We start from the raw sequence: 18,963 nt of genomic DNA, 5'->3' as shown, positions 1-18,963 counted from the left end.
ATTTGATTAATTTATAGATGTTTCCAACGCAATTGACCAATTAAGGCTTTCTTTACACAGAGGTTGTATATCAAAATGGAGTTCTTTTCTCTCTTTAGTTGTGTCTACTACTACAAGTTATTAAAGAAAGTCCTAATTACATCTGCTCCGCCGATAAAAGTTCCCAGTGATCCGCCGAGGTTAGTGAGGACTACGACCAGGAGCACGCGCGTGACTTTATTATTCCAAAATCCTTTGATCGAAAACACATCTTCCGATAGTGTTTCAAAGTCTCCGATATTCGGTTTGCGAATATAAGCTTGGACGATTCCCGAAACCCAGCCCGCTGCAATCAACGGATGCAGTGCTGTAAATGGTGCAGCGACAAAGGCGGACAAGACGGCCAGCGGGTGCCCGAAAGCAACTGCCGCTCCAATCGCAGCCAGACTTCCTGTCCACAATATCCATGCTAATGCTTGATCGAACCCTGCAGAAGGGTTCGCGTAGAATGTATAGATCATGACTGCAACAATCAGCAGAGGAATCACCCAACCTAAAATTTTTGGAACGATTGATTTAGGTGGTGTTTGTGATAAGGCTACTAAATCATGTTCCTTATGAATTTCTTTTGTAATGCCTGGTACATGGGCTGCACCTAAGACGGCAACAATTTTATTACCAGGAGCATCCTTGATTTTTTGGGCTAAATATTGATCCCGCTCATCAATTAAAGGCTCTTTTAACTTTGGAAAAGCTTCTGTAAATTCAGCGAGAGCAGCGTTAAGCGTATCTTGCGTTTTCATTTTTTCAAGTTCATCCTCAGAGATCGTCTCTTTACTGAAGATACTAAAGAAAATGGCACTGAGTAGTTGTGATTTGCCAGACAATCCGAGATTACCCCAAATTCGGCTAAAGGTGACCTGTATATTACGGTCTGCCAGAACCAGATTGGCACCTGTCTCTTTTGCTGATTCAATTCCCTGAATCATTTCCTGTCCAGGCTTGATATCAAATTGTTTTGCTAAACGATTTTGAAAAGAAGAAATCGCCAAATTCATCAATAGAAACGTAGCTTTTTTGTCTTTAATGACTTTGAAAATATCTGTCTCTTTATATTTGTTGCTGTCCATAACGGACTGGTATCTTTGTTCATCCAACTCAATACAAACTGAGTCGGGACGTTCTCGTTCAATAACCTCTTTAACCTCTTCTGCACTCTGTCTCGATACATGAGCAGTCCCAATAAGAATCAATTCTTTCCCATTAAGGCTAATTCGCGTAATATTTTCTTCCGGCATAAGCTACTTCCTTCATAGAATGTATTTCTTCTGCGCAATCCTGAATCTATCAATTACGAAAAGACTGTCTACTTTTAATAATGAATTAGATTATAAGAAATTTCAAATATGTTTTGATGATTTTTAGAGAAATAGTTGCAAGAAGAGTTTGGAATTCCACCAGATGAATTTATGGATAGGATATTCTGTACTTTTCAAATTGATTCTGTTAACTTATAATAGTTACCTTGAGTAACAGTTACCTTAGATAACCAATTTCAAGGAGTGTTGACATGACCACTTATCGAAAGTTCTTTCATGAATTAATTCTTTTATATAGACCGTTTGAGCATCATCTAAATACACAATTAGCCAAGCATGATCTGTTCAGAGCACAGTGGGCTACTTTGTATTACTTATTCAATAATGGTTCATCCACATTAGTGGAACTCTCCGGTTATCAAAGTGTAGAGAAACCGACCGTTACCCGTACCATCACCCGTTTAGAAGAATTGGGGTATGTTGAGCATGTTCCCGGTAAAGACAAACGGGAAAAACGAATGCAGCTGACTGCGCTTGGGAGAAACGTTTATGAGGATGTCCGTAAGACCGTTGATCAATTTGAACAAGACATTCTAAAAGGAATTTCTGAAGAGGAACAGTTAGAGACCATCCGTATTATGGAACAAATACGAAATAACCTCAAAGAGTAAGGAGATATACTTTTGAAGCAACCAACTAGAGCAAAACTATGGACAAAAGATTTTATTCTTGTTTCCTCCGTCAATTTCTTATTAACATTAATCTTTTATTTATTAATGGTGACCATAGCCGTTTTTGCCGTACAGGAGTATGACGCTTCCACAAGTGCAGCCGGATTGATTACAGGCATTTTCATTGTAGGAACGTTATTCGGACGGTTATATATCGGACGAGTAATCGATATAATCGGTCGCAAGAGAACGTTGATTATCGGGTTAATCTTTTTCACCCTGACCACCTTTTTGTACTTCTTTAATCTCGGGCTTCCGTTCCTCATGCTTAACCGCTTAATTCACGGGATGGCACTTGGGATGGCGAGTACAGCGTCCGGCACCATTGTGGCACAGATTATTCCCGCTACCCGAAGAGGAGAAGGCATCGGCTACTTCAGCATGAGCACGACCCTTTCCACCGCCATCGGACCGTTTATCGGACTATATATGAGCCAAATTACGAGCTTCCAAATGATTTTCACTTTATCTCTTGTTTTGGGTATCGTTAGTTTGATTGTCGCACTCTTCGTTCAAGTACCGAAATTAGCAGTCGTTCCGAAAATGACGGACACAAAATCAGAAGAAACAAAAGGATTCAAGATTTCGAATTTCGTCGAACCAAAAGCATTGCCTATCGCTTTTATCACGATGATGATTGCCTTTTGTTACTCAAGTATTCTTTCTTTCATCAATTTCTACGCCATTGAGATAAATTTGGTAGAGACAGCCAGCTTCTTCTTCGTCGTATATGCTGTCGCCGTCTTGTTGTCCCGACCTTTTACAGGACGCTTAATGGATGAAAAAGGTGCAAACTTCGTGATGTATCCTGCTTTTGTCATTTTTGCAGCCGGCATGTTATTGCTTAGTTCGGTAACCACAGGTATTACATTACTGATAGCCGGTGCTCTGATAGGTCTGGGCTTTGGGAATATGCAGTCCACGACGCAAGCAGTTGCCGTGAAATTGACAGCACCACACAGGTTAGGACTTGCAACATCCACATTTTTCATCGCACTGGATGCCGGACTTGGTTTCGGACCATACTTGCTTGGATTCATTATTCCAGTCACTGGCTACAGAACGTTATTTGTTATTTTGGCGTTCATCATTCTGTTAACATCCGCGTTCTACTATTTCCTGCATGGTAAAAGAGACCGTGCAGAACAAGCAGCTTTGAAAGCTACAACTACAGTTTGATCAGTTTAGAAAAAGGGATATCCTGTTTGACTAACGGGCTCTCTTTTGCAAAAACCTTAAATCCAATGTTAAAGGACTACCAATTATAAAAATTACATTGGTAGTCCTTTACTCGTTGATATATCAACTTTCTTCATCTTCCATCCATATTTTCATTTATTGAGAACTTTAGTTTAGTTTTTTTAATATGTTCCCATATATCTCTTAAAGGTATCCCTTCAATTGTAGCTTGTTCTACCAACTGATCAGCTGAAAGGATTGTAGATCCGCCTGAAGTCGGACAGATGCCATTGACCGGAATGTTTGTTAACATGATAAGTCTCATTTTTATAAACAAAACTAATCATTCCCCCAATATTGATGTCTCGTTTAAAATTATCGAATGAATAGTTCATTTTTACCGGTAATTTCCTATTTCAATTTGCTGCGTTATCTTAATACGAATCTATTTTTAAGCAATCCGAACAAAGAAGAAATCCCTAAAAATAAACCAGTAAATAAGATGATTGATAGTCCGATTAACAATAATGCTAATAAGTAAAAGTTGTTTTCCATGGGACCTACATATGCTAACCCTAAATTCAAATTGCCCCCAAAACGTTTGAATTCAATCACTTTAAAAATCCCATACCCTACCGTAATGAGTACGATATGAAATCCAATTGAATATATGAAAGACTCTAATAGTCTTTTCATGCCATCACCTTTTTCTCATTTAGTTGTAATTCACTTAAGAATGAATCGGTAAATATATCTTTACCTCTTCATCTCCACCGGCAATTGGGTGATAGGTCTCAACAATTGAAGAATCTAAATCCCTGTTGTACCCTTGTTCTTCTGCCCAATGCAATAAATATTGATGAAGTTCCCCTACCCGCGTGACTTGCCCTCTAGTTGTCACAAAATCATTCGTTCTTTCTATATATTCCATTCCTGTAGGAACTTTAGTTAAATAATTACTCACAATTAATCCAACAAAATAGCTGCCTTCTAAGTGATTAACATCTCTTTTCGGTTCATATAAAGCGATTTCGGTTCCAGTATGATTTTGAATTTCGTTCGAACGGTTCAATACTTGCTGGGCCAATACCGGAACTTCATTGCCAAAGTTATCAAAGGCTCCCCTTTTTTTCATACCTACCACTTTAAATGTTTTGTTTACCTTCTTAAATTCCATCATTACAACTCCTTAAAAAGAGTATTTTACTTAATCCATGACTCCATCATCTTCACTTTTCGATTCGTTGCATCCAGCTCCACTTCTCGTCCAATGGGTAACGTCAGCATCGGATGTGTGTGGCAGCAGTCAAAGTCAGCTAATATCGGTATACCCTTTTCCCCTATCACTTCGAGCAAAATATCAGTTGGCGTTCTTCCAGTCCCTTGATCATCAAATAACTCATGTTTCCCTAAAAGTATTCCGGCAACCTTTTCAAATACTCCATTTAGTTTTAATAGATTAAAGTTCTTTTCAACGACGGATGCCGTTTTCATTGTGTCCTCCAAGAGGAGAATATCCCCTCTCTGGATAACCGGCATATAAGGACTTCCCCAAATGCCATACATGGCATTTAAATTGCCACCAACTAATCGGCCCTGTGCCATTCCTTCATTAACGCATACCCATTCATTATCCCTTTGTTCTTTATCACCCGTTTTAACTTCCCAGTTTAAAGGTTCATCCGTCCAGATTGGCGGTGTTGGGATGTCATAAGGAAGTCTTTGTTCTTCTATTAACATGTCTTTGAAATAATCATATGTATAGTCTAGAAATGGTTCAAATTCTCCGAAAGAAGGCACCAGGGCCGGTCCATAGAATGTTGGAATTCCTGTTTGCGCATAGATTCCTAGCAACACCGCAGTAGCATCGGAGTACCCAATCATGATTTTCGGGTTGGCCTTAAAAGCCTCGTAATCAATATACGGTAACAGCGCATTGGAATTCGTACCGCCGATCGTTGACATAATCATTTTAATCTCTGGGTTTCGGATTAATTCGTTTAATTCGTCGGCTCGTTCTTGTATGGTTCCCGACCGGTAATGATCATATTTGCCGGTAAGATTTCCTTCAACGATTTCAAACCCTTTGGATTCCAAAAAGCTTTTGGCTCGATGATAGCGTTTCGGTGAAGAATAGGTTATGGGTGACGATGGTGAATAAATGCCGATTTTATCCCCTTTTTGCAAGCGATTTAACAGTGTCATATATGGTTCTCCTTTTCAATAAACAGGTTTTTCTTGTCTAGGAGTAACAATAGCATGTAGCGTAATATCTGAATAGTCATTAAATTAGGCTTTTTTATAAACAACACGAAAAAGCTAAAAAGCTTTTCAGCCTTCTAGCTCCCATTTATTAAACCGATTGCATGTAAAACAATCCACCGTTCACGATGTCAATGTTAATTCGTGTCTGGTACTGCTCGTCCATTGCCTTTTTCTCCATCTCGTAACACTCCGGCTTTTTGTCCATTGCTTCATAGAAATGTTCCAAAACTTGTCTGTCCTTTTGCCATCTACTTTTCGCTTCATCCGCCCAGGTATGGTCGTCTTGCTGGATGAGGCTTTCAACTGCAGCATCCAATCGCTCCAGGCCGCGCAGCGGTTTAATGATATACATCAAATCGAAGGCATTTTTCGGTATGGTAGAATCCAAATCCAGGTCCCGAATTTCTTCTTGAAAACTGTGTTTCATTTCACCTGTCATCAAGTTAATCCCTAATGAGTACAGCATTTCTTTCGTCTGGTCGCTAAAATACGATACTTTATAGTTCACACCTAACCATGGGGTTAAGATGGGTTGTGAATTTGAGTTCATGGATACTTGTTCATACATATGCACAAATGAACCGAGGTCATTGGTTGCTTGAAAGATTTGATTGAGCCGCGGCGAACCAAAATGCACAACTTCCCCTTTGATTTCTTCTTCCAATTTGTTTTGATCGGTAATTAACGTAATTTGTGCCGGACTCGGAACTCCATCTGTATTTTCAATGTATTGCCAGTAATAGGGACGGTTCATGATTTTTTTGTCCATGTCGATGGTCAATTGAACCGTGATGTAGTGGTCATGTTCTTTCACAATCTGGCAATTGTTTTCTTTGAAAAATCTTACTAAGTACTCGTGGATTTGTTGTGGATACATATGATTCCTCCTCTAGATGATGCAGATCAAATGGATTGTTTATATGTGGATAAAATACTATCCAGCTCACCCACTGCTTTCTCAAATACATCGATTTTCACATGGAGCAATTCCAAAATATCTTCTTCAATCGTTTGTTCAATGGCCAAGTTGTAAATATGCACATCATGTTCCTGTCCCAATCGGTGGACACGTCCGATTCGTTGCTCCAGCTTCATTGGGTTCCATGGTAAATCATAGTTTATGACGTGGTGACAGAACTGTAGGTTTATTCCTTCCCCACCCGATTCAGTCGCAATAAGCACTTGTGCATGGTCTTTAAACAATTGCTTCATCCAGTCCCGTTTACTCGCCTTGAACTTCCCGTTAAAAATAACGCTTGTGATTCCTTTCGAATGTAAATACCACTGCAAATACGCTTGGCTAGCACGGTATTCGGTAAACAGGATCACTTTATCATTGGCCTCGGTAATAATTTCATAAGCTTTTTCCGCTTTTGCGTTGATTTCCAGGGCTATCAGCTTTTGAATGATTTCTTCGATATAGCGAACTCCTTTTGGATCCGTGCATTTTTGACGCATTTCGTTCAAGGTTAAATACGTCGCTTCTTTACTGCTGCACATTTCCTTTTGCAGCGTAATCATCGTGAACGGACTAGAAAATTCAGGTGAGATATTTTTCAGTTCCAAAATCATATCGTAAACTTCTTTTTCTTGTTGGGTAAACTGAATAGGAATCGTCTGAACACGTCGGCTGGTCCATTCAATACCTGTGTCCTGTCTACGATTTCTGACCATCACTTGATTGACCAGCTCTTTTAAGAACTCATCATTTTCCCAGTTATGCTTGCTGGCAGAGAATGCCGCTTGAAACGTCTCATAATCACCAAGATGTCCAGGTTTCAGCAAAGATATTAAATGAAACAGTTCAAACAAGTTATTTTGAATAGGCGTGGCCGTCAGCAACAAACAAAACTTTTTCTTTAACTCTTGAACAAACTCATAGTTTTTCGTTTTATGGTTCTTTAACTTATGCGCTTCGTCCACGATGATTAAATCATAGTCCTGCTCATAGATGTGTTCTTTATGAGGGCTTCTCTTCGCCATGTCCATACTCATCACCACAACGTTGTAATGATCCAATCCGTAGTTTTTGCGATAAGCGATGGCTGGAATATAAAACTTATGGTTCAACTCTTCCACCCATTGATTAATTAAAGATGCTGGGGCTAAAATTAACGCTTTTTTCACCAAACCCCTAACGAGATATTCTTTCATAATTAAACCAGCTTCAATGGTTTTACCGAGCCCCACTTCATCTGCGAGAATCGCTTTTCCATTCATACGCTCAATCACCATTTCAGCCACTTCTAGTTGATGTGGCAGAGGCGTCAAGTTTGGTAAGTATTTTGGAGATTGCAAACCTGTAAAATCAGTAATCAAGTTTGTCTTTACTACGTCATAACTCATCTTATATAGCGTCCAGTTATCCCAATTTTCTCGATTTTCCAAGCGTTCGATAAAGCCTTCTTTCCAAGCAGACGACCTTTCAATGATCATATTATTCACCTCATACAGCTTCTTCTTTCTAATAAGATGTCCCAAAAAGGATTTGCTATGATTTATTAATGAAATTTCCCAATTTAAGTACCTTTTTGCTCAAAAAAACCAAAAATAAAAAAGCTGATTGAAGTGGTAATATCCCTCCGATCAGCTTTTCTTCTTAATCTCTCAAGTTTTCATTTATGTCACTTTCAAGTTATCATTGTTGTTCGTCATACCCATTTACACTTATACCTATTTGAAGAAACTACTTCCACCTCGAACGTCCTGATTAATTCACAGATATTATAAAAGGCAAGTATATTCCGTTCTGTTAAACCTTTCAGATCGTCATCATCGATATACACAATCGCATCATCCTTTTTATCAAAATGACGTTTCCTTGAATATAACGGCGTGTTATTCAAACTACTTAAGCCATTTTTCGCGATATCAAAAGTAGACAACTGGAAAATCGACCCTTCAATATAGTCTCTTTCCCACGAAAAGATCAAAACTAAATCGTATTCTGTGATTACGTGTATCGTCTCTTCTTTTGTTAAGAGCATGACTTCAACCGTCTTCCCAACGAATTCTCTTAATTCTTCCATTGCATGTACTGTCAGTGAAGGTTTTCTTTTTAGTATAAACATACTTTCACCTCTTTCTTATTTAAGAAACAGCAAAGAACCCCATTTTCCCAAAAGAAATTAGTTTATCTCTTCTCTTTTTGTAAGTTAACTAGTTCTCCAGTATCCCGTTTTAGTCACTTGAACATTTAAAAATAATGTAAATTTTCAATTCATGATGTCTTTACTCTAGTTCGTTTAAAAATTTAGTTTTATTCTTAAAAGATACGATTTGCAGCAATTCTGTGCGTTAAAAAAATTCTATTAAACGTATTATACAACCAACTCTTTTATCATACAATAGTACCGTTTTTAATTATTTTAAATTTCCATACAGTCATTTAGTCACTTTAATTATTTAGTTATATAGACCTTGATTACTTCTTATCGAAAACTTTAAATTGTAGGTATTTGTATTCACTTGTTTTTCATGAAAATAATAGCCAACCTCAGAAATGAAGTTGGCTATTAATACTTCAGAATTACTTTTTTAGTCGTCACACTTTTACTCTTTAAATCTCCGTCCTTCAGATGTTCAGCAGTTGTTTTTGTTTCGTAATATCTCTTTCCACAATGATTAACTGTTCCACTTGACCGTCACCTGCAATGACTGGCGAGATTTTTGCTTCCAAGTAAATCAATTCCTTATTTTGGTGAACGTACCGATACTGCACCACACTGGACGTTTCCGACTCCCTAACCTCGTTGAATGCATTTTGAACTCTTTGTAAATCAGCCGGATAGACGAATGAATAGGCAGTTATCCCCTTTAATTGATCCACTTGGTAACCCTTCACTATTTCACTGGCTGGAGAAGTATAAACAACGACATTGTGCTCGTCTATTACCGAAATGACATCCGTCGTATTTTCGGCTATTAAACGATAGTTATTTTCACTATGTTGCAACGCCCGTTCCACACGTTTTCTTTCTGTAATATCTACACACGAAGCGATTACCTCCACTACTTTGCCTCTTCGGAAAACAGGACGTAAAGTCGCAAGATAAACTATGCCATTCTCTTCTCCTTCGTAGGAGACATTTAGTTCCCCTTGCCACGCTCTTTGGTAATACTTTTCTTTCTTTCGAGCTCTTTCTATAGGAAGAATTTCCGCAAGTTCTTTTCCTACGACCAGCTCCGGAGATAATCCGATTCGGTAAACCAATTCCCCATCGCACATCGTGTGAATTAATTTTCCATCTTTTAATTTATATTTAAGCGTCATACCGTTTTGTAAACGAATGGTTTCTTGCAACTCTTGTTTCGCCATCTCCAATTCTCTTTCCAGCCACAATCGATGGCTGATTTCGCTGGTCAGTCCGTACTTTCTAATAATCCTTTGGAAGTTAGGAAATTGTGCTTCTATGTTTTCTGCAGGAATCGGCTTACTCAATAAATAACCTTGGACTGCATCGCATAGGTTTTGTTGAAGAAAGTCCAAATGCTCTTTCGTTTCCACACCCTCAGCAATCACTTGAATATTCAAGTGATGAGCCATCGATATGATTGTTTTGACAATCGTGGCATTGCTTTGATCTTGATGGCAATCCCGAATAAAGGATTGATCAATTTTCAAGCAATCAATTGGGAATTCTTTTAAATAAGACAAAGAGCTATAGCCAGTTCCAAAGTCATCTATACTGATTTTTACACCTAACTTTTTCAATGCCTGTAAAGTATTGATCGTTTGCTTTACATCAACGGTCATACTTTCAGTAATTTCTAGATCCAAGTACTTCGCTTCTAGTTTTGTTTCAGCCAATACACTCTCCACAACTTCCACTAGATTACTTTGCGAAAACTGTCGAGAGGAAAGGTTGACCGATACGACGATTGGCGGGAAGCCAGTCAGTTGCCATGCTTTGTTTTGGGCACAAGCCGTTTTCAAAACCCATTCACCAATGGGGATGATGAGCCCTGTTTCTTCTGCTATCGGAATGAAATGGAACGGTGAAACCATTCCTCTTTTCGGATGATTCCAACGTATCAATGCTTCATTCCCAATATATTCACCCGTACTTAAATGGAATTGCGGTTGATAATGGAGGATTAATTCATCATTTTCAATCGCTTTGTATAAATCCATTTCGAGCTCGAGGTTCTCTCGTGATTTCCCATTCAAGTCTGCCGTGTAAAAATGATAACTATTATTGCCATGTTTTTTGGCAAAGTTGAGCGCAGAATTGGCCATATCCAATAATGCTTCAGTCGTATTCCCGTCATTTGGATACAGACTTATTCCGATACTCGGGTTTACATACACATCTTGTTGGACATTGGTCAACGGTAAGGTGACGGCCTCTAAAATCAATTGTGCGATTCGTGCTGCCCGTTCATGATCCGTGTTAGGCACTAGTATGACGAATTTATCTTCCTGCCAGCGAGTCAATAAATCCCACTCTCCTAGCACCTGTTGGATTCGTTCACTTGCCAATAATACAAGGGAGTTCCCTGTTTCCTGACCTACTGTATCTTTAATCGTTTTCAGACGATCCAACTCCAGCAATAAAATAGCTGTTTCTTTTTGATCATGAACCAATTCTTGTAGCCGTTCATTTAAAAAATTGCTATTGGGTAAGCCGGTCAAATGATCATAATACGCCATATGTTGTATCGTTTCTTCCGATTTTTTGCGGTCTGTAATATCAACAATGGTTCCAATTAGTGCATTTTCCCCTTTATATCGCGCTACAGATCCATGGACTTCCAAATAAGCCATTGTGCCATCTTTTTTTATGGCCCGATATTCATATCGAACGGATTTTACGCCCTTATTAATTCTTTTGGAAATATTTCCGGACACAAGCGGAAGATCTTCTTCATACACATAATCTTGCAGCTTGAGATTGTACATTTCCTCCTGGCTATACCCCAGGATTTCCTCCAGGCGTGGATTAGAATAGACGATTTTGTGGTTGTGATAAATATAAACACCCATGATGGATTGTTCGACTAAACTGCGATATTTTGATTCCGCTTCTATCAAAGCCTCTTCAGCACGTTTGGCTTCAGTAATGTCATTGATAATCCCAAAAACGCCTACAATCTCTTGGTCAACAACAATCGGGATTCCCTTAACCTTCAAATCCTTACGAAACCCATCTTTATGAAAAATCACTGTTTCATAATTAACTGTTGTGCCCCCTGCAGCTAAACTAAATTGGTGAATCGTATGTTCCAGAAAATCTGGATGAATGAGCGATGCGAAACTTTCATGCCTCAACTCATCAATCGTATAACCATATAGAACATTTACGGATTTATTAAAGTCTATAAAATGACCTTCTAAATCAAATAATAAGACAGCTTCTGAATTTTCATCAAATAGCGATTTATAGTATTGTTCATTAACGTTTAATCGCGCTTTCTGAACAGAAAATTTAACGTCTACATATGAACTGATTAGTACCAAAGCTATCATAAAAATTGCACCGATCCCTTATACCCAGTGCCAGCTGAGTTTCTTCAACTGTTTGGAAATGTATCTCATGACCTTGGAATGTGTATGTGAATTTGGTGCCATACATTGCGATATAATGCATGGCCGATATGGAAAGGGCCATCAAAATGCCTCTAACCGCTTTTGTATGAATGGATAAGTGGAATTCTTTTATGCGGGTATCATAGATGGTTTTATAAAAAATGATGGATGAAATAAATGCCAGTAGGACAGAGACAAGGATACTGAAAGGATGATAGGTAAACGTTGCATTAGCGTGTATGGCTCCCATTCCGATATATTGCAACCCAATAAAGCTTGTAGCCAGAATGAAACAGCCAAATACGAAATTAGCTCTGTTTACTTGATCTTGCGAGACAATCAGTAAAGTAACAAATGAAGAAAATAAGGTCACAGCCAAAGAAATACTCAAAATCATGATGTTGTAATGAATGGTTGCCGGCATCATAAACGCAAGCATCCCAATAAAATGCAGTGCCCCTGCACCCATCGTAAGTGAACCAACTATTAACCACAAGATTCTTTTTCGGTTGGAGACACGCGTCATCCTAGCCGCAATATCAAAAACGGAAAAGGACGTAAACAATATAACGATAAAAGATAATAAAACGAGTAAAATATTATAATTCCCCATTATTGTATGCCCCACAATAACACCACCCTACTTTTTTCTAAGATTTTCACATCATACCTTCGAACGACTGTAAACATTCTTCGACAAATTTCTATATTCCTTATATCATATCAGTGGTTACATAGTCCTGTTAAGCGAAAAATTAAAAATAGTTCAAATATACTGAATAAGATTATTTAATTTTTATAACCCTCCAACATCACTAGGACACAAGACATAACAAAATGAACACATTCCCCTTTTTCTTACTTGGTATATTCAAATATTTTCGTGAATCCAACCTCATGCGATTAATTTTGATATCAAGCGTAATCATGGCGAAAATCTTATTCTATAAAAAAAGCGAATCGAGAGTGACATTGTCACTAGCCGATTCGCTCTTTTTCTTAAATTGGGCTCTCGGTTTTTATACACAAAGTAAATCGTGAATATAAATAATTTCTGCAGTATCTGCCTAAGGATTCCCTGGTAAACAATAACGAATGATATAAAATGGCCACCATTAAAACTATACGGCGGCCATTTCTTTACGTGTATGAATATTCATCTTTATTTACAATGCAATTTAACTTCCCCGATAAACGTAAGGTTCTTTTGGTTCTTTCATACTTTTCCAATCTGTGACATTCAAGATAGGAATGGTAGATTTAAATGGTTGATAGTAGACGGAGGATATTGTTCCCTTCACATGTACCCATTCGTCATCTTTAATATCGATATCCTTTGGAAATTCAACTAACATCCCAAAAACACCCGAATCAGCTACACAGTGTATGATGCCGAACCGCAGGACAAAGAGCTGTCGATCATTAACCGTTTCACCTTTAAAAGAAAACCCATCAAATTCAACCGTTTTACCAAGAAAATCACCGGGATATTTATAGATTGTCTCCAATCCTTTCAAATAATCAGTATCTTTTAACACAATATTCTTTTTAGATAAGTATTTTTTCTTTTCAATATCCATTAACTCATCGTAGCCTTCTTTGCCATAGTAAATACTTGTGTCAGGTTTCAAATATTGAGTTTGAGCATATTTTTCGGTTGTTTCAATTGCTTTAAAAGTAAAACCTTTAGATTTAACAATAGTCGAATCCAACGTTGAAATAGGAAGGAAAAATCCTGTTACTAATGGAAATATAAAAACGCAATAAATGAACCATCTCTGAAAAAAAGGTTTGCTTCGTTCGTCACTATGGTACTCATCACAACACGTTTCATCAAGTGAATTTTTTTCTTTCTTTATGTCCGTATAGATTTGCACAACGGTAAGAATACCAAATATAAAAATGGCACTATATGATAAATAAGCATATTTCATATTAATATATTTCGTAATATTTCCTGAAGCATGTAGATGTGCAAAGAAAAAAGTGAAAAGTAGTAAAATATAGGTTCGTAACATCACTGCCCCTCCTTCATATGAAAAGTGAGCCAACTAAAACAAAAATGGCTATATAGCCAATCAGAATGAAAATAAAGCGTTTATTAAATACGCTAATCATCATAAGCGTATTTTTAATGTCTACCATTGGTCCAAATACAAGAAACGCAACGATAGAACCAACTGAAAAAGTACTACTAAATGAAGACGCAATAAAAGCATCTGCTTCTGAGCAAAGTGACATGACAAAGGCAAGGAACATCATAACAAGCGATGAAGTAACCTCAGTGTGACCGATATCTAGTAATGTAGACGTTTTTAAATACGTTTGCATCGAAGCTGCAATAAATGCCCCAATAATTAAGTATTTACCTACTGAGAAAAATTCGTCTACTGCATGTTTGAGCATATCAACGAATTTATTCATAAATGTCTGATCTTTAGAAGAATGATGATGATGATGGTGAGTATTTATCGTTCCCTTTTCTAAAAGTTGATTTCCTTTGAACTGAAACGACAAGATTATACCCACCAATATCGCTACTATAAGAGCAAGACCACTTCGGTATACCACCATATCCCACTGATTTCCAAAAGCAATAAAAGTAGAAAATAATACGATTGGGTTAATGATAGGACCAGTTAACATAAAAGGTATTGCAGCGTGTAGAGGCACCCCTTTCAAAAGAAGCCTACGAACAATTGGTACAATCCCACACTCACATGCAGGAAATATTGCCCCAAATACGGTACCAGACAAGACAGCTAGAAAACGGTTTTTAGGTATTATCCGTGCAATCATTTCTTCAGATACAAACATCTGAATAAAACCTGAAATAAACACGCCAATCAGTATAAAAGGAATTGATTCTATTAATATGCTTATAAATATTGTATTTAATTGCAAAAATGATTGAAAAAACATTAACATACCCCATTATCTATAAACCTAAAATGACTAAAATATGATTATAACATTGATAATCCGGATAAAAGGTGGTCTCTATTTCCATCTTTCGAAGACATTGTGTACTTTCACTTCCTTATGCAAAAGAAGAAATCATCAAAATATGAAGGAAATTGGATATATTTTTCCATTAAATTTCATAGCAACTTTTACAAATTGATCACGGTAACTTGTAATTGGACGCTAAAGATTCTTATTTGTTCCAAATGCACACTACATCTTGTTTCAGAAGTAACATAAGTAAATACAGTGTAGGAATTGATTTATGCCGTTTTACTGCTTCATTAGTTTCACCCGGTATCAGAAACATTTCGTTTGCGAAAACTTTCATGATTGTTGAAAATTCCACGATTGTTTTTGAGAGAATGGCGCATTTCGAACACCAATTCACTGCACACTAACCAAGAAATAGAGCCAATCTAAGTGACGTCGTCACCCCGATTGGCTCTATTTCTTTCTTCTCCATATTACTTGCGTCTTTCTCTTCACTTCAACCTACACGCACAGGAATTTTTGATATTGTTATACGCTAATTTTAGACAGTCTATTATGCATGTTTTCACAATAAAACCAGACAGAAATTTGATGGAAAATAAAATCTTTTTGGAACTAGGATTTTCTTGGGTGGCACCACTTAAATTATGACAATTTACAAAAATGAATATTTATTCAGGTTCTCAATTTCAATGCTCCCCACCTACAAGTTTCAGGTAAATTCATATGCAATTGTCGTGTATAATCTGAATAGTTTTTTGCACAGGTACCTCATAAAAACGGAGTGGGTTCTCCCAAGCTATAAAGTTGCAAGTGATGCATTGCTCGCGTGCAAACGGTATAGAAGACGCGACGAAGGCTTTCATCTCCGTAAACATGCGTCGATGCATCGTACACAATGACCGCTTCAAATTCAATTCCTTTTGATAAATAAGAAGGAATCACAACTACTCCTTGTTCATATTCCATAGAGCCTGTCGTCATCAACTTCAATTCGGGAATAGTAGATAACCCTTCATAGGCATAACCACTTTCCTCAACAGATTTACAGATGATTGCAATACTCTGGTAGCCGCACTCTTGCAACTGCTCTACTTTCTTGATGATGTGTTGATGAAGTTCTTCTGCACTGTCTACTCGTTCTAACCGAGGGCTCTCTCCGTCACGTTCAAATGGAATAATTTGATTGCCGTTTGGTATGAGTTTTCTGGTGAAGTCGACGATCGGCTTTGTCGAACGGTAACTTCGGGCTAAATAAATGACCGTTGCTTCGTCTGGTCCGTACAAATCCAATAGAGACTGGAAATCATTCATTTGACGAGCATGCGCAAAAATCGCTTGATTAAAATCACCGAGCACCGTCATTCGTGCTGCAGGAAACAAACCTTTGATAAATCCAAACTGAAATGGCGAATAGTCTTGCGCTTCATCAATTACAACTTGTTTAATGGAACGATTAGCCTGGAATCCAAGGATTAACTCTTTTAAATAGACGTATGGCGTCGCATCTTCATACAACAGGTTGCCTTTATCCAATTCTCCACATGTTCGTTCACAAATTGACGGCCACTCTAGAGGTAACTCGTGTGATGAGAAGCGTCGCATGCTTGTAGGATCCTCAAAAAGCTGTCTGTAAAGCTGGTTGAAATCCACAAAATGAAACGCTCGAACTCGTTTTCGCAAAGTGTTGAGTTGTTGACGGACGATCAACTGCGCGAGTTCTTTTGGGCTCATATCGTAATCCGCCATCGCCTCCCTTTCATAACCATGTTTCTTGGCTAAGTACCGATGCGCTTTATGGTAGGCTTCGTCACTTAACAAGTCCATCTTTTCTTGAACCCACGGTTTTTGCCACTCCATTTTCGCCACTTCAGCGATTTTTTTTATGAGCCAGTCCCGTAATTTTTCGATTCGATTGAGTAGTCGAAGTGACGTGTGGTGCTCATAAAACCACTCTTCCATTTGTTTTGCGCTCACCATGAGTTCCCTTCGAAAGCGAAGATCTTGGAAACACATACCAGCGCTTTCCAATGATCTGTGATAGGTATTGATCGCATCAAAAAAATCTGTCGAAGCCTTCCATTCAATACTGGCCAATCGTATGTGGTAGGAAGGGTCTTTCGTTTTTGTATAGACATACTCTAATTGATCAAATGGATTCTCCACTTGAAATTGTTGATCGAGTCGTTGATGCAAGTATTGTTGAAAAGTCACTTGGTGCATGTTTATTTCACCGAGTTCCGGAAGCACATTGGCGACGTAGCTGTTAAACATAGAGTTTGGGGAAAATAAAATGATTTGATCACTCGTCAGACTTTCGCGATAGTGGTAAAGCAAATAGGCAATCCGTTGCAGCGCGACCGAGGTCTTGCCGCTCCCAGCTGCACCGTGTACAATGAGCAATTTCCCATGGTCATGACGAACTATTTGGTTTTGTTCCTGTTGAATGGTGGCGACTATCGAATGCATTTGCTTATCAGTGCCTTTTCCAAGCACTTGTTGCAAAATCTCATCACCAATTGTTAAAGTGGTGTCCAATATCGTTTCTATATTGCCACCACGTATGATGTATTGCCACTTTTTTTCTAATGTCCCTTCAACGATATCTCCTGGAATCGTATATTTTGCTGGACCTGGCTGATAATCGTAATACACACTCGAGATTGGTGCTCGCCAGTCATAAATGAGAAAATCATCCCCACTTCCGTCTTTAAGTGTGGAGATCCCGATGTAGATTTTTTCAGACGAAGATGTCCCGTCTTCTAAAAAATCAATTCGACCGAAATAAGGGATTTCTTGCATGCGATGAAGTGTAGCTAAGCGTTTTGATGTATGGCGATGCAAACTTTGACTGACAGCTAATGCTTCCGCTTCTTGACGCAAACCAATAATCGTTTCTAAATAATCATCAAATGAATCTGTACTTACTTTCACTTCTTCCCAAAAGTGTTTCCGAATGTTGATGACTTCTTTTTTTCGTCGTGACGTATCTCCATCAAGTTTCTGTATTTCGTTTGTGATGACGTCCATGACATGATCCAATCGTTGTTGTTCCTGTTTCGGTTCAAGTTTCATCGCAATCGCCCCTTAAAAAGTTTTCTCAAAACGCTTGACTATTGACGAATCGATATTGTATACTTAAAGTAAGGAAAACTATATCATTCGTAAATATAAGCATATCTTTATAATTTTATCATATACAACAGAACCTGTCACTAGTCGAATCGCTCTTGCGGATCGATTCCTATAAAAAAACCGACCTTGATCTCAAGGTCGGTTTTTTATGTTTGTTGAATTGTTGTGGAATTACAATTGAACATATACCAAATAAAAAATTAAGACCATCTGAGATAAACCCTGCGATTAGTATATTCCAAATTTAAACCTTCAATAATCCCCTAAACCCTCTCGCAGCATAATATGAATCAGCTCCATTGTGGTACACAAAGACCGTGTCATAGCGACGATCACAGAACAATGCGCCGCCGAGTTTGCGGATATTGTCTGGTGTTTGGACCCAACTGGACGTCTTGGTGTCAAATTCCCCAAGCGTCTGGAGGTGTCGGTACTGTTCTTCGTTTAACAATTCGATGCCTATTTCCGCCGCTACGTCTACCGCAGTATTTTCAGGTTTGAATTTTTTGCGTGCGTCGAGGGCCGCGCGGTCGAAGCAGAAACTTCTGCGCTCTTTCGGACTTTCTTTGGCGCAGTCGCAGAAAATGTATTTGAGAGCTTCTTCATCATAACCAATGACATCCGGTTCCCCGCCAGTTTGTTCCATTTCGTTTAGGGACCAAAGCTTTTCTGGACTGTCTTCTAACTTAGATTGCACGTCTTGCCAGTTAATTCCTTCATGGCGTTCTGCGTGTTTTTCAAAACGTTTTTGCAGTGTTTCGAGTAATATGTTTTGCTCTTCAGATGATAAGGTTTTGGTAGGGTTCATCGCTTTTCTCTCCCTTTATTAAGTTTCTAGTATTTATGTTATATCGTTTTTACTACTTTC

General features: G+C 38.2%; 16 protein-coding genes. 2 read left to right on the top strand and 14 right to left on the bottom strand.

The annotated features are described in order from the left end of the window. Window positions 1–110 precede the first annotated feature (110 nt). Window positions 111–1,277: a TraB/GumN family protein gene (locus ACQKEV_RS01450; protein ID WP_427442662.1), complete on the bottom strand. Its 1,167-nt coding sequence runs from the start codon at window positions 1,275–1,277 to the stop codon at window positions 111–113. Window positions 1,278–1,549: 272 nt separating this feature from the next. Between ACQKEV_RS01450 and ACQKEV_RS01445 the strand changes: the two genes are divergently transcribed. Continuing rightward, window positions 1,550–1,969, top strand: a complete 420-nt coding sequence (locus ACQKEV_RS01445; RefSeq protein WP_427442660.1) for a MarR family winged helix-turn-helix transcriptional regulator — start codon at window positions 1,550–1,552, stop codon at window positions 1,967–1,969. Between the two features lie 12 nt (window positions 1,970–1,981). Then, complete coding sequence (locus tag ACQKEV_RS01440) at window positions 1,982–3,208, top strand: MFS transporter (RefSeq protein ID WP_427442659.1); 1,227 nt, start codon at window positions 1,982–1,984, stop codon at window positions 3,206–3,208. 133 nt (window positions 3,209–3,341) lie between these two features. On the opposite strand, the gene ACQKEV_RS01435 is transcribed toward ACQKEV_RS01440, so the two are convergent. The 13 genes from ACQKEV_RS01435 to ACQKEV_RS01375 form a co-directional block, all read right to left on the bottom strand. Then, complete coding sequence (locus ACQKEV_RS01435) at window positions 3,342–3,521, bottom strand: hypothetical protein (protein ID WP_427457671.1); 180 nt, start codon at window positions 3,519–3,521, stop codon at window positions 3,342–3,344. A 116-nt stretch (window positions 3,522–3,637) separates the two neighbouring features. Continuing rightward, window positions 3,638–3,904 carry a hypothetical protein gene (locus ACQKEV_RS01430; protein ID WP_427442656.1) on the bottom strand — a complete coding sequence of 89 codons (267 nt, stop codon included), beginning with the start codon at window positions 3,902–3,904 and terminating at the stop codon, window positions 3,638–3,640. A 34-nt stretch (window positions 3,905–3,938) separates the two neighbouring features. Then, entirely contained in the window at window positions 3,939–4,385 is a 447-nt protein-coding gene (locus ACQKEV_RS01425; protein WP_427442655.1) for a GyrI-like domain-containing protein, read from the bottom strand. Window positions 4,386–4,411: 26 nt separating this feature from the next. After that, window positions 4,412–5,413: a S66 family peptidase gene (locus ACQKEV_RS01420; protein ID WP_427442653.1), complete on the bottom strand. Its 1,002-nt coding sequence runs from the start codon at window positions 5,411–5,413 to the stop codon at window positions 4,412–4,414. Between the two features lie 148 nt (window positions 5,414–5,561). Then, window positions 5,562–6,350, bottom strand: coding sequence for a YqhG family protein (locus ACQKEV_RS01415; protein ID WP_427442651.1), 789 nt, complete (start codon window positions 6,348–6,350; stop codon window positions 5,562–5,564). 26 nt (window positions 6,351–6,376) lie between these two features. Next, on the bottom strand, window positions 6,377–7,909 hold the full coding sequence (locus ACQKEV_RS01410) for a DEAD/DEAH box helicase (protein WP_427442650.1): 1,533 nt from the start codon (window positions 7,907–7,909) through the stop codon (window positions 6,377–6,379). A 215-nt stretch (window positions 7,910–8,124) separates the two neighbouring features. Beyond that, a complete protein-coding gene (locus ACQKEV_RS01405) occupies window positions 8,125–8,544 on the bottom strand; it encodes a hypothetical protein (RefSeq protein ID WP_427442648.1) in 420 nt (139 codons plus the stop codon). A 503-nt stretch (window positions 8,545–9,047) separates the two neighbouring features. Next, entirely contained in the window at window positions 9,048–11,942 is a 2,895-nt protein-coding gene (locus ACQKEV_RS01400) for an EAL domain-containing protein (RefSeq protein ID WP_427442646.1), read from the bottom strand. Further along, on the bottom strand, window positions 11,902–12,615 hold the full coding sequence (locus ACQKEV_RS01395) for an MHYT domain-containing protein (protein WP_427442644.1): 714 nt from the start codon (window positions 12,613–12,615) through the stop codon (window positions 11,902–11,904). The genes ACQKEV_RS01400 and ACQKEV_RS01395 overlap by 41 nt, the downstream gene beginning before the upstream one ends. Before the next feature lie 565 nt (window positions 12,616–13,180). Next, window positions 13,181–14,020, bottom strand: coding sequence for a TIGR03943 family putative permease subunit (locus ACQKEV_RS01390; protein WP_427442642.1), 840 nt, complete (start codon window positions 14,018–14,020; stop codon window positions 13,181–13,183). A gap of 13 nt (window positions 14,021–14,033) precedes the next feature. Beyond that, entirely contained in the window at window positions 14,034–14,924 is an 891-nt protein-coding gene (locus ACQKEV_RS01385; protein ID WP_427442640.1) for a permease, read from the bottom strand. An 807-nt stretch (window positions 14,925–15,731) separates the two neighbouring features. Further along, entirely contained in the window at window positions 15,732–18,035 is a 2,304-nt protein-coding gene (gene helD, locus ACQKEV_RS01380; RefSeq protein ID WP_427442638.1) for an RNA polymerase recycling motor HelD, read from the bottom strand. A gap of 304 nt (window positions 18,036–18,339) precedes the next feature. After that, the gene (locus ACQKEV_RS01375) at window positions 18,340–18,903 is read right to left on the bottom strand and encodes a DUF4256 domain-containing protein (RefSeq protein ID WP_427442636.1); all 564 of its coding nucleotides are present in this window, start codon (window positions 18,901–18,903) and stop codon (window positions 18,340–18,342) included. Between the last annotated feature and the right edge of the window lie 60 nt (window positions 18,904–18,963).

It is taken from the genome of Paenisporosarcina sp. NPDC076907 (assembly GCF_050269735.1).
Classification (GTDB): Bacteria; Bacillota; Bacilli; order Bacillales_A; family Planococcaceae; genus Paenisporosarcina.
This window is presented reverse-complemented; position numbering and strand designations above follow the sequence as displayed.